The organism is Trichocoleus sp. FACHB-40 (assembly GCF_014695915.1).
GTDB classification, from domain to species: Bacteria; Cyanobacteriota; Cyanobacteriia; order Cyanobacteriales; family FACHB-T130; genus Funiculus; species Funiculus sociatus.
This window is the reverse complement of sequence record NZ_JACJPF010000056.1, coordinates 59,624-77,540: the sequence shown is the minus strand read 5'-3', so window position 1 is coordinate 77,540 and position 17,917 is coordinate 59,624. Positions and strand designations below refer to the sequence as shown.

13 protein-coding genes and 1 pseudogene are annotated in these 17,917 nt (G+C 39.9%); 13 read left to right on the top strand and 1 reads right to left on the bottom strand.

The window, feature by feature from the left end:
- Positions 1–107 (top strand): annotated as a pseudogene (locus tag H6F63_RS30985) (IS701 family transposase); the annotation flags it as partial.
- Between the two features lie 129 nt (positions 108–236).
- On the opposite strand, the gene H6F63_RS12985 reads toward H6F63_RS30985, so the two are convergent.
- Positions 237–2,549 carry an O-antigen ligase family protein gene (locus H6F63_RS12985; RefSeq protein WP_190637917.1) on the bottom strand — a complete coding sequence of 771 codons (2,313 nt, stop codon included), beginning with the start codon at positions 2,547–2,549 and terminating at the stop codon, positions 237–239.
- 253 nt (positions 2,550–2,802) lie between these two features.
- On the opposite strand from H6F63_RS12985, the gene H6F63_RS12980 reads away from it, so the two are divergent.
- The 12 genes from H6F63_RS12980 (at position 2,803) to H6F63_RS12925 (ending at position 17,695) form a co-directional block, all read left to right on the top strand.
- On the top strand, positions 2,803–3,648 hold the full coding sequence (locus H6F63_RS12980) for an ABC transporter permease (RefSeq protein ID WP_190637936.1): 846 nt from the start codon (positions 2,803–2,805) through the stop codon (positions 3,646–3,648).
- A 21-nt stretch (positions 3,649–3,669) separates the two neighbouring features.
- Complete coding sequence (locus H6F63_RS12975; RefSeq protein ID WP_190637915.1) at positions 3,670–4,938, top strand: Wzt carbohydrate-binding domain-containing protein; 1,269 nt, start codon at positions 3,670–3,672, stop codon at positions 4,936–4,938.
- A gap of 46 nt (positions 4,939–4,984) precedes the next feature.
- A complete protein-coding gene (locus tag H6F63_RS12970) occupies positions 4,985–6,478 on the top strand; it encodes a class I SAM-dependent methyltransferase (RefSeq protein WP_190637913.1) in 1,494 nt (497 codons plus the stop codon).
- Positions 6,471–7,511 carry a glycosyltransferase family 4 protein gene (locus H6F63_RS12965; protein ID WP_190637911.1) on the top strand — a complete coding sequence of 347 codons (1,041 nt, stop codon included), beginning with the start codon at positions 6,471–6,473 and terminating at the stop codon, positions 7,509–7,511. The genes H6F63_RS12970 and H6F63_RS12965 overlap by 8 nt, the downstream gene beginning before the upstream one ends.
- On the top strand, positions 7,508–9,562 hold the full coding sequence (locus H6F63_RS30025; protein ID WP_190637909.1) for a glycosyltransferase: 2,055 nt from the start codon (positions 7,508–7,510) through the stop codon (positions 9,560–9,562). Before H6F63_RS12965 ends, H6F63_RS30025 begins: the two co-directional genes overlap by 4 nt.
- A complete protein-coding gene (locus H6F63_RS12955; RefSeq protein ID WP_190637908.1) occupies positions 9,563–10,456 on the top strand; it encodes a class I SAM-dependent methyltransferase in 894 nt (297 codons plus the stop codon).
- Between the two features lie 271 nt (positions 10,457–10,727).
- On the top strand, positions 10,728–13,349 hold the full coding sequence (locus H6F63_RS30980) for a YfhO family protein (protein ID WP_199297987.1): 2,622 nt from the start codon (positions 10,728–10,730) through the stop codon (positions 13,347–13,349).
- Between the two features lie 4 nt (positions 13,350–13,353).
- Positions 13,354–14,199, top strand: a complete 846-nt coding sequence (locus H6F63_RS12945; protein ID WP_190637906.1) for a class I SAM-dependent methyltransferase — start codon at positions 13,354–13,356, stop codon at positions 14,197–14,199.
- Positions 14,196–15,131 (top strand): glycosyltransferase family 2 protein, encoded by a 936-nt coding sequence (locus tag H6F63_RS12940; protein ID WP_190637905.1) that lies wholly within the window; start codon positions 14,196–14,198, stop codon positions 15,129–15,131. Before H6F63_RS12945 ends, H6F63_RS12940 begins: the two co-directional genes overlap by 4 nt.
- A gap of 4 nt (positions 15,132–15,135) precedes the next feature.
- The gene (locus tag H6F63_RS30975; protein ID WP_190637904.1) at positions 15,136–15,522 is read left to right on the top strand and encodes a GtrA family protein; all 387 of its coding nucleotides are present in this window, start codon (positions 15,136–15,138) and stop codon (positions 15,520–15,522) included.
- Positions 15,513–16,487: a GDP-mannose 4,6-dehydratase gene (locus tag H6F63_RS12930; RefSeq protein WP_190637902.1), complete on the top strand. Its 975-nt coding sequence runs from the start codon at positions 15,513–15,515 to the stop codon at positions 16,485–16,487. The genes H6F63_RS30975 and H6F63_RS12930 overlap by 10 nt, the downstream gene beginning before the upstream one ends.
- Complete coding sequence (locus H6F63_RS12925; RefSeq protein ID WP_190637900.1) at positions 16,481–17,695, top strand: glycosyltransferase family 1 protein; 1,215 nt, start codon at positions 16,481–16,483, stop codon at positions 17,693–17,695. The genes H6F63_RS12930 and H6F63_RS12925 overlap by 7 nt, the downstream gene beginning before the upstream one ends.
- Positions 17,696–17,917: the final 222 nt, after the last annotated feature.

Below are 17,917 nucleotides of genomic sequence, written 5' to 3'. Positions count from 1 at the left end.
GGTTCAACACGGGCATCAGTTGCTACGAGTCTAAACTCAGCATTGTTCGTGAGGCGGTGCGATCTTACTTAGCTGCTCCTTGGTTGTCCCTCTCACCAACTGCGTAACTCCTGTGACTGCTTACTATCAGCCTCAAACTTTAGTTCAGGGCAGGATTGCGTTGCTCATAGTGACTGGTGCAAAATGTGAGGATTAGGAACAAAGAAAAAAAATACTACCGGAGTTCCTAGTCAGCTTCATTTCGGGCAAGATGCTTCCTGTACGATGGCTGTCAAATTTCGATCGTCTGGAGAAATTCCCAAAGATTTTGGGTTGAAAATTGAATCAGACTCTACCCAAACCAGATACCAGGAGGTTTTTGGGGTTCCTTGCACATGAATCAGCTTTGATGTGCCAATTTTATCAAATTGTTCGCGCAAGTCTAGAAGCGGAATGGGCAAATGTGAGAAAAGTTTTTGGGAAAACTGAGTTTCTTCGCTAAACCCATAAACCGAAATGTGCAAAGTAGACGGTGGAATTTTCCCATCGACGGGTCGGGGTGCAAGTATGGAAAAATCTAAGCGATCCCTTCTGGAACAAGTTTTTACCAAAAAAACACAATTCTGTCCACACCATCGCCCCTTAGCGTTACCAAACGTCTCCCAACCATACATATTTCTCGACCAAGCAATGCCAAGATTTGATTGCACTGGCGGGTAAGCAACCTGTACTCCGATCCAGCGCGTTCCATCCCCAGCGACTGGAAAAAAAGATAAATTGTGTTTGCGAGGTAAATTCTGTCCCCCGTTCTCTAGCGCCAGTTCCAGCCGATCCGTTCCTTCCACTGTGATGCTGAAATCTTTAGCCTTACCAAGATTAACAGTCATTGGCTTCTGTCTGGGATTGACATCGTACACGGAGTATGATTTGTTCTCTGCCGTTGCGAAAGTTGCCAATGTCGTATTTGGCCCCAACCAGCGCATGATTTTTGTATTTGGTGCCGTCAAAGCTGCCTCAAACTGATATCCTCCGAAACTAAAGGTTAAATAACAAAAGAGAATTCCTAGAAGGGAAACACCAGATAGTAGCGCGAATGCGATCGCCGGAATAAATCGCGCCCCTAGCGATCGCATTTTAGACGGTAGTAATTGATACTGTGGATCCACCGAGTTTGACTTTGAACTATGGTCTGCATGAAACGGTAGACCAACTAAAGCCCCCCAAAAGATAGCATGAATATAGTAAGTAGGGCGGATGTAGTTAATTTCTTGCACCAGGGTTGGTACAAAAAAGGAACTCACGGCTAAAAGAAAAAGTAACCTACCACCGGGTAAAAATCGAGAGTTTTGAAATGCAGTAAACGCGATTAGTCCTAAGAGAGAAAAAATAATTACAGTGTGCAGTAACCCAAATTCCACTAATATTTGAAAAAATAAGTTATGAACAGTATCAAATACAACATCTGGTCGATTATTTCTCCAACCGTACTCGGAAATTATTTGTAGCCAACTTGCATATCCATGCCCAAAGAGTGGTGCTTCTTTAAAGATATTCCACGCTGCTTTCCAAATTTCCAGCCGTGTCGTCTCAGGAGATATAGCTTCGGTATCCCATTCATACCCTACCAATTTAGCAATTTGCTGCAAAAGCTTTTGATTACTAAATATTACGAGGAGAATACTAGCAATAAAAAGCGGTAAGCTTGCACGTTTTACTTGATTAACTATGCTATTTTTTTTCAATCCAAAGCTAATGTAATAGAAGCCACACACGGTAATGTAAATAAAACAAAGTAGAAGTGCCCCAGCTTGTTGTGTGGCAAAAACACCTAGAATTAATATAAAAGATATCCCCGCCCAAAGAATCCGACTTGTTCTAGTCGATGCTGTGACTGTTGCCCATAAAACAATAGCGATTCCCGGCGCAAAATAAGGCCAAACCCAGCCAGGATTTCCAAATATTTGCGTTAGCCTATGAGAACCCCAAGCATTATAAAGAAGGCTTTTTGGTAAAACTTGCTCAATTCCCACTAAAAGGCAGAAAAAGCCCGTAAGCGTGACAAGAAGTGGTCCAAAAACAACTAAACCTAATAATAACTTCCAACCATGTAAAACACTGCGGACAATTAAACAGGCAAGGGTTCCCATCATCACCGCAGTTAGGAGCATAAAAAATGTTCTAACCCCATAATTTTGATAGGTAGTTGCCTGAAAAAAACATTCAATGCGAGTATTTATATTAGGAATAATCAGGCATGGTGTCCAAAGCTGACCGGGAGTTTTAAATAAGGATATAAAAGCGCGTGTTCCCGTTAGGCACAACACAGTTAACCATAGAAAGCTGAATACACCAACCTCACTTGGTCGGAAAGACCAACCTGACACCTGAAGATTTCTTCCCCAACTGAAGGTAAAACAGAGAATCCCACCCAGAAGCGCAATCCCCGCAAGTTCTGGTATAGCAGGAAGAGTACCATCTGGATTGACTGGAACCAAAAGATGAAAAATAATAATAATTCCCAAGCAAAAGCTAATAACCAACCTTTGCCACAGCTCTTTGTGTCTAATCACTTCTCCTCTCCTGCACTTTTTTTGTATTTAACAGCGTTAGAGCTTCAGCGCTTTGCCTTCTGGCAGGGCTGAAATAATTTTGAATGGCTTGTGTTTACGCAAAATTGTTATAAAATCATAAATTTAGCAGATGACCAGATGAATTGGAGGCGGAATTTACGGGAACGGGAACTTTGATGTTGGACTACCGACTAAAAAAAAAAGCGCTTCTGTAAGTCGGCTGTAGATGAGGGAGTAAGGGTTGTTAAAGTCCATTAAGACGGCTGTACGCAGAGTGGGAAATATAGTTTATTGGCTACCAGTGAATGAACAGTGGCGGACAAAGCTTGATTTACTCAAAGCATTGGTGCAACGCGACTTGGAGGCGCGATACAAGGGATCAATATTGGGCAACCTGTGGCCTCTCTTGAATCAGCTGTCGCAGTTGCTCATTTACACCTATGTGTTTTCCATTGTCTTACAGGTGAAGCTGAGTTTGAAGGGGCTGCCAGCAAATAACTTGATTTATGGGATGTGGTTGTTTGCTGGATTGCTTCCCTGGATTGCCTTTACCAGTGGATTTACACAGGCAGCTTATTCAGTTGTGACGCAGCCTAATTTGGTGAAAAAGGTAGTATTTCCCCTAGCTTTATTACCTCTAGTGCCAGTGCTATCGACGTTCATTGAGAGTACCTTCGGCTTAATGGCGTTGATTGTTTTGGTGGCGGTATCATCCAATACGATACACCCTACATTATGGTTGCTGCCGCTGGTTTGGTTGCCCCAGCTATTGTTGACAGCGGGACTGGGTTATTTGGCCGCAGGGTTGACTATATTTTTGCGAGATGTGCCGCAGACACTGGCAGTTATAGTAAACCTTTGGTTTTATTTAACACCGCTTGTCTATCCAGCATCGGTGATTCCCCAAGAGTGGCGAGGTTGGGTATTTTGGTTGAATCCCCTGGCAGCGATCGCAGAAGTTTACAGAGATTTAATTTTAGTCGGAGAGGTAAAGCACTGGGGAGAGTGGGGAGTCGTTACAGCAGTCTCAGTTTTGACGTTTCTTTTCGGGTTATGGGTGTATCGGCGGTTACGGCCTGCCTTTGCTGATGTACTCTAGTATTGCGACAACAGCAACGGTGTGATGAGTGAAATTGCTATTTCTTTGCATAATGTCTCGAAGTGTTACAAGCGCTACGAGCGACCAGTAGATCGTCTAAAAGAAATTTTGTTGCCTGGGAAGAGTTACGCCCAAGAGTTTTGGGCGTTGCGAGATATCAGCCTGGAGATAAACAGCGGTGAAACTCTGGGAATTATCGGGCAGAATGGTTCTGGAAAAAGTACGCTACTGCAAATTATTGCTGGAACCTTGACGCCAACAACGGGTCAGGTCTGTGTAAGTGGTCGAGTTTCGGCATTACTAGAACTCGGTAGTGGGTTTAATCCAGAGTTCACTGGGCGGCAAAACGTATTTTTTAACGGGCAAATATTAGGATTGAGTCAGAAAGAAATTGTCGATAAATTTGATGATATTACCGCTTTTGCTGAGATTGGAGACTTTATCGATCAGCCCGTAAAAACTTATTCTAGTGGCATGGCAGTACGCTTAGCATTTGCCATTGTTGCCAACACTGAACCAAAAATTTTAATTGTAGATGAAGCGCTGGCTGTAGGCGATGCCAAGTTTCAAGCTCGGTGTATGAAGCGGATTAGGCAGTTGAAGGAGCAAGGAGTAACAATCCTTTTTGTTTCCCATGATTGTTCAAGTGTTAAAATGCTATGTCAGCGTACCGCTCTGATGAATCATGGCAGAATTTTAGAGGTAGGAAATCCCAAGGAAATAGTAAATCGATATATTGCTCTTTTGAGTTCGCAACCTACTGGGGTTGATGCTCAGGAGGTAAATGTTGAAGCCACCAGCACTACTAATTTCGTTGGCGAAGAGCAAAATAGCGCCCTACATCGGCACGGAAATAAACTTGCTGTTATTAAGGATGTAAAGATTACTAATGCTGATAACAGGTATATAAAAACTAAGTTAGAAACTGGCAGTGTTTTTAATATTGTAGTTTTGCTAGAAATACAAGCAGAACTATCCGACCTAGTAGTGGGGATTTCGTTAAGAAACTTGTTAGGAGTAGTGGTTTATGGAACTAACACTAAGTTGAAAAATGTTGTATTTCCTAAACTAGACTTAAATCAAGAGCTGACGGTGATTTTTCAAATGCCTTGCCATTTAAATAGAGGAACCTACACAGTAACGGTGGGCATTCATTCTGAAGAAGGCTTAAGTTATGATTGGATTGATGAGTTAGTAGTGTTTGAAGTAAATAATTCCAGTATGTGCGATGGACTCATAGATATGGATGCGGATGTAAAATTTAAGATTCAAGAAACGATTAATATTTGAAGTTAAAAACCATTAAATAATATTAAAAATAAAGGGAGGGAAATAGATGATAGAAGCCAGTGAAAATTTTGAGATAGATATAGATGAACTAATGCAAAGAATTCGGGAAGAGGTAAACCAGCGAAAGAATATTTCTAATTCAGAGAAAACGGCATCAATTCGTCTGGATACAGCAAAAGGAGGAATAGATACTAGCAATATAGAGGCTTTACTTAATAATGCTGAATTTAAGTCTCAAGTTCGTAATCATTGGCCTGAGAAGTTAGATCGGTTTCCATTTAATCTATTTAAGAAAATTACTCTTAAAATATATAATTTTTTGCTTAAAGAGCAACGTGCTGTTAATTTTTCTTTAATTCAAGCATTAAGAGAATCTCTAGCATTAAATCGGCATCTAAGCGAACAGGTAAATTTAATACAGACACAGCTCAACACAATAAGCGATCGTGTAAGTTCCACGGAGCAAGGAGTGCATCAGTTGAGCGATCGCGTAAGTTCTACCGAGCAAGGAGTGCATCAGTTGAGCGATCGCGTAAGTTCTACCGAGCAAGGAGTGCATCAGTTGAGCGATCGTCTCAGCGCCACGGAGAAGGCCATTAGCGATCGCGTAAGTTCTACCGAGCAAGGAGTGCATCAGTTGAGCGATCGTCTCAGCGCCACGGAGCAAGGAGTGCATCAGGTAAGCGATCGCCTCCACACCAACGAACAACAACTAATTGCCGTAGACGAGCGTTACCTCAAAAACGACCATTATCTGAAAAATGATCTAACCCAACAAAAGCGCCTCATCACCTTGTTTTTAGAAGAAGCAAGACAACGTTTACCAGAACCATTTAATCAAGACCAACTGCAAAGTTTCATTCTTGAAGAGCGGCATTTATTAGATGCCTTCTACGTCGCATTTGAAGATAATTTTCGCGGCAGTCGTGAGGATATTAATAACAGATTAAAAGTTTACCTTCCCTTAATTGAAGAAGCAAAGATTGGTACTGGAAGCTCACCCATATTAGATGTAGGTTGCGGACGCGGCGAATGGCTAGAATTGCTACGCGAATCCGGATATATAGCAAAAGGCATAGATATCAATAGAGTAATGATAGAGGAATGTCAATCCAGAGGACTTGACGTAACCCAATCAGATGTCATTGCTTACTTGCGCTCTTTACCAGATGCGAGCTTAGGTGCAGTAGTGGGATTTCATATTATTGAGCATTTGCCCTTTGAAGTGCTGATAAAATTATTTGATGAAACAATAAGAGTGCTTCAACCAGGAGGAATAACAATTTTTGAAACCCCCAATCCTGATAACGTATTGGTAGGTAGCAATACATTTTATACAGATCCTACCCATCGGAATCCTTTGCCAAGTAACATGGTTCAATTTTTAGCAGAATGGCGGGGTTTATATAACGTCAAAATCATAAACCTTCACCCTTATACAGAAGAAATAAAACTTAAAGGTTCTGCTATAGCTGAGCGCTTTAACGAATATTTTTATGGAGCGCAGGACTATGCTGTGACTGGTTATAAGCATGGATAATTATAAAATTGCAGTTGTAGTACCGCGAATGATTAGCGGCGAAGTTGGAGGGGCTGAACGCTTTTTTAAAGGGCTTGTAACTTCCCTTCAGACTTCTAATACCCAAGCAGAACTGGTAGAAGTTGTAAATGATGAGACAAGTTTTGAAACCATACAAGAGTCATACCTGCGCTGCTACGACTTAGACTTGTCTCACTATGATGGCATTATTTCTACCAAATCGCCTACCTATTTAGTACGTCATCCTAATCATATTTGTTATTTAGTTCATACAATCCGAGTTTTCTATGATATGTTTGATCAAGAATTTCCTGATGCTAACAAAACTTTAAAGAAACAAAGAGAACTAATTCAAAAGTTAGACACGGGAGCGTTAAAACCGCCTAGAACTAAAAAAGTATTTTCTATTGGCAATGAAGTAAGTAAAAGACTTCTTAGATGGAACGGTGTCGAAAGTGAGGTATTGCACCCCGCTCTACTTTTGCCTAATTTTAGTTTTGGCAATTACGAATATCTCTTTATGCCGGGAAGATTGCATCGTTGGAAACGTGTAAACCTAGTAATTGAAGCGATGCGTCACGTTAAACACTCTATTCATCTCAAAATTGCGGGGACGGGCGAAGCCGAAAAAGAATTACGCGAACTTGCTGGCAATGATGAACGTATAGAATTTTTAGGTAAAGTTTCAGATGAGGAATTACTCAAACTGTATGCGAATGCTTTAGCCGTGCCATTTGTTCCAATTCGAGAAGATTATGGTTACATTACTTTAGAAGCTTTTGGTCATGCAAAACCAGTGATCACCTGTAATGATTCCGGAGAACCATTACACTTTGTGAAAAAAGGTGTTAACGGTTTCGTTGTACCGCCGAAACCTAAAGAAATTGCTAAAGCTATCAATAACCTTGTGGAAAATCCAGATCAAGCGATAAACATGGGCAAAAGGGGCAAGCTTGAAATCAATCATATTAACTGGTCAAATATATCTCAAAAGCTTTTGAGCGTTTTGCAAGGGAGAATGACAACCAAGTGAGTCAGTATAAAACCTTCCAAGTTACTGTTCTGGATATGCAGCCTATCGATCCTCCAATTGGAGGCGGAAGAATTAGGCTGCTGGGGCTGTATCATGGATTAAGTAATCATCTCCCAACTACCTATATAGGCTCCTATGACTGGCAAGGCGAAAAGTATCGCAAGCATCGCTTAAGCGATACTTTGGAAGAGATAGATATTCCTCTAAGTAACAAGCACTTTTCGGTTTGTGCTGAATGGCAGCAGCGTGTAGGCGGAAAAACTATTATAGATTCTTGCTTTAACTTACTTGCTCACTATTCACCTGAATTTGTTGAGGAAGCTAGAAATAGAGTAGCCTTATCGGACATTGTAATTTTTTCTCATCCTTGGGTATATCCACTAGTCAAAGATTTATTGCGATCGCGTCCCCAGCTCGTTGTTTATGATTCCCAAAACGTAGAAGGCTTACTTAGAACAAGCTTATTAGACGACGGTAAATTTGGCACAGATATTGCTAAAAATGTAGCCAGCATAGAGTATGAGCTTTGCCACATATCTGATTTAATCCTTGCTTGTTCATCTGAAGATAGAAAATTATTTAATAAATTATATAATATTCCCTTTAGCAAAATTGCCATTACTCCTAATGGAGTATTCACTAATCGCATTCAAAAGACCAATGATAATTTACGACAAGCCGCTAGAAAAAAACTGGATATAGAAAATAATCCTCTCGTCATTTTTATGGCAAGTTCCTATCCACCCAACATTGAAGCAGCAAAATTTATAATTGAAAATTTAGCTCCTGCACTTCCTGATGTAAAGTTTGCCATTTGTGGTGGTGTTGGCGATACGCTAAATCAGTCTCTACTGGCTAACCAGAAAACATCTAATATTTTATTAACAGGATTTTTGCCAGAAGATAAAAAGCTTACCTACTTAGGTGCCGCCGATCTAGCCATCAACCCCATGTTTTCGGGATCAGGCACAAACATCAAAATGTTTGATTACATGGCGGCTGGGTTACCTGTAGTATCGACTCCTACCGGAGCTAGAGGAATATTACAAGGCTCAGAAACAGCCATTCATATCTGCAACCAAGAAGAGTTTATTGGCGGTATCCAAGACGTACTTAAAGATAAAGAATATGCAAAGAGTCTTGCTAAATCAGCAAGAGATTTAGTAGAGAAAAAATACTCTTGGCAGAAAATTTCTAAAGATTTGGGATTTTTGCTTCATAGAGCGAGAGCAAAGCTAGATAAAAAGCGTCCATTATTCAGTGTAATTATCCCTACTTACGAAAGGCATAAGCATTTAGAAGAGTTGCTTTCCTGTTTGGAAAATCAACATTGTCAAGATTTTGAAATTATCATAGTAGATCAAAGTAAGAAATCGTGGGAGCAAGGGCAAAAATATTCCAATCTGGATATTCTTTATATTCATACAGATATTAAAGGAGCTGTTATTGCTCGAAATACAGCTGCATTTTATGCTAAAGGAGAAATATTAGCCTTTACAGATGATGACTGCCAACCAAACTCTGATTGGCTAGAAAATAGTATAAGATACTTTAATGACTTGCAAATAATCGGCATCGAAGGGTTGATTAGTTCAGACAAGCTTGAAGATAAAAATTTTCGTCATGTAACAAATCTTAACTTTGAAGGACTCGGTTTTATGACAGCCAACTTGTTTCTCAGACGGGAAGTATTTATGGCTATTGACGGTTTTGATGAGTCTTTCGATCATCCTCATTTTCGTGAAGATACTGACCTTGGTTGGAGAGCTTGCGAATACGGTAAAATTCCTTTTGCCCATGACGTGCAGGTTTTTCATCCCCCTCATCTGCGGACTGAAACGCGAGAAAGCTTTGCAGAACGAGGTAAATTTTTTGAAAAAGATGCTCTCCTTCTCAAAAAACATCCCAGCCGTTATCGAACTCTCTTTTTAAGGGAGTCTCATTACTCAAGAACTCCCGAATTCCAAGAAAATTTTATCAGAGGAACCAAGAAGTACAATGTAATTCTTGATAATTTCTACTTGTCTTTATTAGGAGACGGAAAACGTTAAATGGTTAACTTAAAAAACATTAAGTATGCTTTAAAGCTACTTTGGAAAAACCCTGAAATCAAAGATGAGATAGATGACGTTGCCTTTGCACAGCAACTTCTTGGTCAGGCTAAATTTAGCAATTTATTTTCAGTAAATGCCCCAATTGAAATTCTCACACATCTCAAAGATGCTCAAAACTTATTAAATAAAGTAGAAAAATTAGTTGCTAGTAACGATCATGGAGGCTATTTCAAGGCATCAACCCCTAGATACCTTCATTATTGGGCTGCTGCTATGGCACTACCAACTAAGTCAAAAGTTCTAGATGTAGGTTCTGCACCTGGTCATGTAGGTATTGGCTTGAATTTGCTAGGTATGGAAGTCGTTGGCGTTAACTTAAATGAAGAGTGGCGCAGCACTTATCCCTCTTTAGAGTGGGTACAAAAGTTAGGCGTGATAGAGCATGATTTTGAACAAGCTCCACTTCCATATGCTGACAATACTTTTGATGCAGTTTACTTCGCGGAAGTTTTAGAACATATCGCCATCAAGAATCCGCTAGAAGTATTGTCAGACTTGAGAAGAGTGTTAAAACCGGATGGAATGCTGGTGCTGTCCACGCCAAATTTATGCAATATTTCTAATATATATGCTTTACTTAATGAAGTAAATATTTTTTGGTCGCCTGAGATATTCTATGGTAGCCTGGACAGGCACAACCGCGAATATACACCAAAAGAAGTGTACGATGTTGTCGAAAAAGCAGGTTTCACAAATATCCAAATGTACGGAATAAATAGCTACTGTAACTGGCGTTCCGGGACAGGAGACTATGCTTACAAAGTAGTTGCTGCACTTGGAGATAATCATCCATTATTACGAAATACTATTGTAATTGTTGCCAAAAAGTAAGTTTTCCCTAAAATATTATTTTATGAAAAAAATTTTAAAAACCAAAATATTTGAGGAAAGCAGTAAAAAATATTCAGTATTAATTCATTTGTTTTCAGTATTTATAATATTCTCTATTTTCTATACTCTGTTTTTCTCTCCTGTATTTTTCTCAAAAGGATTACTAGCACCTGCGGATGGAATTGTTCAGAGCGTACCAGCTTTTTACACCCCGCGAACCTTGTGGACGAATCTGTTGTTATCAGGTTTTCCCGCTCTAGCAGATCCTACAGTGCAATCTTGTTATCCGTTATCTTTAATTTTGTCTGTTATCCCCGGTTCATGGAATAGTTTTGTTATCTCAGCTTATGTGCTGTCAAGTTGTTTTTCCTATGGCTATGTCTACACAATTACGCGATCGCGTCTAGCAGCTTTCGTAAGTGGCATCATCTACGGCATGAGTGGCTTTATGATGGCGCATTTGGGCCATACTACGATGATCCATACAGCAGTATGGATGCCGTTGATAATTTGGGCATTGGAAAAGTTACGTCATAACTTTGATGTCCGCTGGTTTGCCATTGGGGTTGGTGCAGTTGCTTTTAGTATTTTTGCCGGACACCCGCAAATCTTTGTATATTCCACCGGGCTAAGTGCGGTCTATGCTTTAATTATGGGTTGGTCAGCTCCTATTGGGAGATGGAAATATTACAAAATCTTTTTAGGTTTTTTAGTCTTAGGCTTGGCATTAGCAGCTATTCAACTGATTCCCACTATTGAGCTATCTAAGCTTAGCGCTAGGTCAGAGATGACTTTTGAAGAGTTTATAACCTATTCTTTACCTTTAAATCAAATTATTCAACTTATATTTCCTTACTTGTTTGGTCATTATTATCCTAATTGGTTGTACAAACTTCCTTATTACTTTGGAGAGTGGAATTTAACCGAAATAACTGGATATATTGGGTTACTTCCAGTTATATTAGCAATTATCGGATTTTTATCTTATCGTCATAAAGGGATAGCACAATTTTGGTTTTTTGCTGGCTTGTTGGCGCTGCTTCTTACCTTTGGCGGTGCCACGCCACTGGCTAATTTAATGTATTATATTCCTGCTTACAACAAATTTCGCGTACCAGCACGTCATTTTATTGAGGTTTCTTTAGCTGTCAGCGTATTAGCAGGATTGGGCATTGCCGCTATACAACAGCAAATAGCTTTAAAGCGATTAATCTTGAAATTAGTGTCAGCAAGCGCAGGGTTGATGATACTTAGCTCGATTAGTATTTTTGTCTTTTTTAATCAGATTAAAGCCAAAGTAATTAATGCTGGGGGTGGGGAAATAAATTTACTTCCCTGGTTTAATCCCTCTATTGGTATACCTTTATTAGTTTTTGCGATCGCATCCATGCTCCTTATCTACTGGAGTCGATTGACAACATCTAAGCCTCGAATAATATTGCTGCTATTAATTCTAGTGATTGACCTGGGAAGCTTCGGTTGGTTTTATGAATGGCAATATGCAGCACCAAGCCAAGATTTGCTAACACCAACTGCTGACACCCAAAAGTATAAAGAAATTCTCAATGCCAACCAACAGCGGATGCTACCTATTCGGGGTGGAGTAGCTAGTTTGGATGAAATACCGCCCAATATGTCCAGATTGTGGGGCGTTCCTAGTGCTAGCGGTTATGGTCCCCTGATTTTGTCTAGAGTTAGCGTGTTATTCCCAATGGGACCAGCAGGGGATATCTGGGGAGCGGAAGATCCAGCAAAATTATTGTCTACACCAAGCGATCGCACTTTAGATATCATGTCTATTCGCTATCTCTTTACACCAGCAAAACCGTCAACTATAACTGAGAATCAAGGAGTATCTTGGAATAAGGAAGATTTGCCTATATCCTTGGGTTCTGGTTGTGCAACTAAGTATCCCAATTCCGTAAAATTCAACGTTCCCCCTCAACAGGCTACAACTGCTATAGGAATTGTGAGTTCATTGGCGTGTTCTTACGATCTATCTAATAATGCAGAAGTTCTGCGTGTCCGTCTCACAGACAACAAAGGAAGCGTTACCACTCAGAATCTTCTTGCAGGACGCGACACCTCAGAATGGGCTTATGACTGTAGCGATGTACTTCCTTTCATGAAGCACAATCGAGCGCCAATTTTTCAAAGTTTTCCGAGAGATGCTTCTCCAAAATGTGACGGGCATAGATATTTAAGCATTTTATCTTTAGATAAACTGAGTAATGTTAAAAATGTAGAGCTTGAGTGGTTAGGAACATCAGGCGCAATTAATATTCAAAAGATTAGCCTTATAAATGATAAAAATAAATACTACCCAGCTAAAGTTTCTGATGTAATATCTGAACACTGGGTTCATATTGAAGATATTAATCAAACTAGCGTATACGAGAATCTTAAAGCAATGCCACGGGCATGGCTTGTCCCAGAGGTTGTGCGTGGAAACCGGGAAGAGGTGCTTCATGCGATTAAAAATTCCCAACTACCTGATGGACGCTCCTATAACCCATCACAAGTAGCTCTTGTAGAAGAAAAATTGGATTTCAAAGCAGATAACGTAGATAGTTCGGCTACCGCAAAAATTGTAAATTTGTCTGACACTCAAGTAGTAGTTCAAACAAGCTCCTTATCGCCTTCTTTTCTAGTTCTCAGCGATATTTATTACCCCGGCTGGAAAGTCTCAATAGATCGAAAGCCAAGTCATATATACAAAACCAACTTTGTTCTGCGAGGGGTACAAGTCCCGGTAGGTACTCATACCCTAAAGTTTGAATTTAAGCCAATGAGCTTTCATATTGGTGCAGGAATTAGTACAGCATCTTTAGTTTTACTCGGCTACCTCTACTTTAAGTTTCAGCCAAAACAAAAGCTTTTATTGAATGAATAGAGATATGGAATTAGAATATACAGCTTGTCCGTTGTGTGGAAGCGATCGCAAGCGCAAAGCCTACCCTAACTTTCATACCTATCAAGTGGTGCGCTGCGCTTCATGTAACTTTTATTACTTATATCCGCGCCCAACTGAAGCAGCAATGCTCGATCTATATAGCAAAAATGATTATTTTGAAGGGGAAGAAGCTGGTTATCAAAGCTACGCTGAACAAGAACCAGCCTTACGCGCCACCTTTCGCCGCTTGATGATAAATATGAAGAAGCACGAGATAACAGGCGGTTCGTTGCTAGAAGTAGGCTGCGGTTATGGCTATTTACTAGACGAAGCGAAACATTTCTTTAACTTCAGGGTTGGAACTGACTTTTCTCCCCAAGCAGTTGAAAAAGCCAAAACTAGAGCAGAATTGGTTTATCAAGGAGGAGTTGATCGAGTTCCCCCAGACAGAAATTTTGATTGTATTATCGCTACCCAAGTCATAGAACACGTTTATCAACCGCAGCTATTTCTGGAAGAACTTGCTACACATTTAAAGCCGGGTGGGAAAATGGTTATAGCTACTCCAAATATGGGTAGTTTCTGGCGATATATTATGCGCGATCGCTGGCCCTCATTTAAAATACCAGAGCATATACTTTACTTTGATAAAAAATCTTTGTCCGTTTTAATGAAGCGGATAGGATTAAAAAACATTAAAACTTTACCTTACCCTCATGCTTTCCCCTTACCCCTAATTGCATCTAAGCTAAATGTTACACTACCATCATCCCTAAATAAATATAATTTGTGGATGCCCGCAACCACTTTAGCTCTCTATGGAACTTATCCCGGTAATTTAGGCTCATGAATAGGAATCCTACATACTCTATTGTGATTCCTCTATATCGTGAAGGTTCGCATCTCAGTTTAGTTTTAGGGGTAATCTCCCAAGAACTAGAACCTTTGCACGGTTTATATGAGTTAATTTTAGTAGATGATGGTTCGCCAGATAATACTTGGGAAGTAATCCGAGAATTATCTTCAGATTACCCCATGTTAACCGCATTGCGTTTGAGCCGAAATTTCGGGAAAGAGTATGCTCTCTGTGCTGGCTTAGAAGCCGCCAACGGTGAAGCCATAATTGTGATGGATGGAGACTTGCAACACCCACCAAGTTTGATTCCCAAGATGGCGCGGATATGGAATGAAACTAATGTAGAAATAGTAGAAGCAGTAAAAATTGTTCGTGGAAAAGAATCTCTACTTGGAAAAATAGGTTCTCATCTTTTTTATACTCTATTAAAAAACTTATCTGGTTACAACCTCAGCGGTGCATCCGACTATAAACTTCTCGATCGCAAAGTCGTAAATTCCTGGCTGCAAATGGGAGAACGCAATCTTTTCTTTCGCGGGATGACAGCTTGGCTAGGGTTTCGACGAGTGCAAATTCCCTTTGAAGTTCCCGAACGTGTAGGCGGTAAATCGGGGTGGTCTATCTTCAAATTAGTTAAACTAGCAATTACTGGAGTAACAGCTTTTTCCTCTCTCCCATTACACTTTGTCACATTTTCCGGAGTTGTATTTTTGTTTTTTGCAATAGTTATTGGAATACAGACCATTTTTCTAAAGTTTACTGGTCAAGCTGTAAGCGGTTTTGCAACCGTAATTATTTTATTATTAATTATTGGTAGCTTGCTGATGATAAGCCTGGGTATTATTGGTGAATATATAGCCAAAATATATGAAGAAGTTAAGCGGCGCCCCCGTTACCTTATAGCTGAGAAAATTGAGAGAAGCTAGACACATGCAAAAATTACCAAAAAAATTTATCAAATATGCTCTTGTCGGGCTTATTGGTACTTTTACACACCTTAGTATCCTCGGTTTTTTAGTTGAAGTTTTGCATTTTTCCCCTATAGTCGGTACTACTATTGGATTTATAGTTACAGTTATAATTTCTTACTATCTTAACTACAGGTGGACATTTAGCTCTAGTAGTAAACATATAATTGCCCTTCCTCGTTACACAGCTGTTTCCTTGATTGGCTTATGCTTAAATACAGGTATTATGTTCCTTACCGTTAACGTTTTTCATCTGTGGTATGTAATTGGTCAAACAATTGCAGTCATTATGATTCCGCTGAGTAACTTTTTTCTCAACTCCCACTGGTCATTCAAAACATGGCGATAAAAAAAGCATTAATTACAGGTTTAACGGGACAAGATGGTTCCTACTTAGCCGAACTTCTCCTAGAAAAAGGTTATGAGGTATTTGGTTTAGTTCGTCGCTCCAGTTCTGGCAACCTTGACCGCATCAGTCACCTCTCTGGCGAAGTCCAAATCCTCTCTGGCGACCTTTTGGATCAATCTTCCTTAATGGATGTTATTAGTGAATCTCAACCAGATGAAATCTATAACCTCGCCTCCCAAAGCTACGTTCCCCTATCTTGGACACAGCCAGCCCTCACAGCTGAATATACGGCTCTTGGCGTTTCTCGACTTTTAGAATCTATCCGTCGCTGCAAAAAAAATGCCAAATTTTATCAAGCTTCCAGCAGTGAAGTTTTTGGTCAACCAGACGAATCCCCCCAAACCGAACGCACCGCTTTTCGCCCCCGCAACCCTTACGGTGTCGCCAAAGCTTACGCCCATTGGATGACTATTAACTATAGGCAACAGTATAATCTCTACACCTGCTGCGGCATCACCTACACCCACGAATCTCCCCGGCGCGGGACAGAATTCGTGTTTCGCAAAATCACCAGCACAGCTGCGATGATTAAACTTGGTTTGGCAAAAGAACTGAAACTAGGCAACTTAGAAGCTCGTCGAGACTGGTGCTATGCCAAAGATGCGGTATATGCTATGTGGTTGATGTTACAGCAAGAGAAACCTGATGATTACATTATTGCTAGTGGTGAAACCCATTCTGTTAAAGATTTAGTGGAATGTGCTTTTAATTGTGTCGGATTGAATTGGCAAGATTATGTATCTGTAGATCCCGCCTTTTATAGACCTGATGAGTCAGTGCAGTTAGTTGGTTCCATTGAAAAAATTAAAACTCAGCTAGATTGGAAACCTCAGTATTCCTTAGAGCAATTGGTTGAATTAATGGTTGAGCATGACCTGAAAAAACTCACCAATACTGGATGCTAAAAGTTGTAATTGACGCTACTCCTGTACAGCCTAAACCAAGCGGAGTTGGTCTTTATGTCGCGAATCTAATTCGTTACCTTTATCTGCTACAAAATCAGGGTAACATTCACTTTCAACTAGGGATTGTTTACCAGCCGGGCATGAAAAATTGGCTGCGTGGCAACTTATCCTGTCCTAAACTGCTGACCCAGTATTCCAACCTTTACGTAATGCCTTTGCCTGTAAGAATTTCTAACCCTTTATTTTTAGCATCTCCAAAAATATTTCAATCTTATTTTGAACCTTCTCTCAATTATCCAAATATAATTCATGGAACAAATTATTTTGTATATCCATGTAAAAGAAGTAAAAAAGTAATGACTCTTTACGATCTGACGTTTATTAAGTATCCACAATATATAAACTCAGTTGTAAAAGAATATGGCAACCGTGTCCGACAATGTTTAAAGTGGACTGATTTAGTTATAACTATCTCAGAAAGTTCTAAGAGAGATATAGTTGAATATTTGGAAGTAGACCCAAATCGCGTATATGTCACTCCTTTGGCTAGTCGTTACTATCCAAAATATTTGTCGGATTTGTTACGTGAAAACATTATCGCTAAAGGGGAGGAAGTAGCTTCCCAAGTGCGTTCCCAGCGTGATGTTAACGAGAATAATTATGATTTTTCCAAGCCTTATCTATTATTTGTAAGTACGATTGAGCCCAGGAAAAATATTACTAATTTAATTGCAGCTTTTAATTATTTAAAGCAAAAGTATAAAATAGAGCATCAATTGGTTTTAGTGGGTCAAAAGGGATGGCATTACGAGCCAATATTTGCCAAGATTGAAAGTTCTGCTTTTAAAAGCGAAATTCATCACTTAGACTATTTATCTGATGAAATGGTGGCTTTGTTTTACTCTAAGGCTGATGTTTTTGTATATCCTTCCCACTACGAGGGTTTTGGTTTGCCTGTATTGGAAGCAATGACGTTAGGGACTCCGGTTATTACTTCAAATACGTCTTCACTGCCGGAGGTGGTGGGCGATGCGGCGTTGTTGGTTGATCCTAACGATGCAATTGGGTTAGCGGAGGCAATATTACAGGTAATTAGTGATTCTCAGTTTCGTCAGGAATTAATTAAAAAGGGTAAGGAAAGAGCTAAAATGTTTTCTTGGGAAAGAACTGCTAGGGAAACATTGAAAGCGTATAAGTTATTGTTTTAAGTTACAAAGAGAAAGCTACCAATTTAGACTTTATCATGGTTTTGTTGGGCTTCGCTAACGCTCTACCCAATCTACCAACTTATTATGAGTAATGCCACATTTTGAATCCCTTCAACCCGCTTTGAAAGGGGTCAACAGAAGGAGCGGTTACAGGCATAAAGTAAAATGGTATAATTTAAGCCTTTGTTGGGTCTTGTTGCTCAACCCAGCCTACAAATGGAG

Excerpts from the sequence above, each read along its gene's own strand:
- H6F63_RS12970 (WP_190637913.1), top strand. The coding sequence starts at position 4,985 with ATGATAGAAGCCAGTGAAAATTTTGAGATAGATATAGATGAACTAATG.
- H6F63_RS12965 (WP_190637911.1), top strand. The coding sequence starts at position 6,471 with ATGGATAATTATAAAATTGCAGTTGTAGTACCGCGAATGATTAGCGGC.
- H6F63_RS12955 (WP_190637908.1), top strand. The coding sequence starts at position 9,563 with ATGGTTAACTTAAAAAACATTAAGTATGCTTTAAAGCTACTTTGGAAA.
- H6F63_RS12945 (WP_190637906.1), top strand. The coding sequence starts at position 13,354 with ATGGAATTAGAATATACAGCTTGTCCGTTGTGTGGAAGCGATCGCAAG.
- H6F63_RS12940 (WP_190637905.1), top strand. The coding sequence starts at position 14,196 with ATGAATAGGAATCCTACATACTCTATTGTGATTCCTCTATATCGTGAA.
- H6F63_RS30975 (WP_190637904.1), top strand. The coding sequence starts at position 15,136 with ATGCAAAAATTACCAAAAAAATTTATCAAATATGCTCTTGTCGGGCTT.
- H6F63_RS12930 (WP_190637902.1), top strand. The coding sequence starts at position 15,513 with ATGGCGATAAAAAAAGCATTAATTACAGGTTTAACGGGACAAGATGGT.
- H6F63_RS12925 (WP_190637900.1), top strand. The coding sequence starts at position 16,481 with ATGCTAAAAGTTGTAATTGACGCTACTCCTGTACAGCCTAAACCAAGC.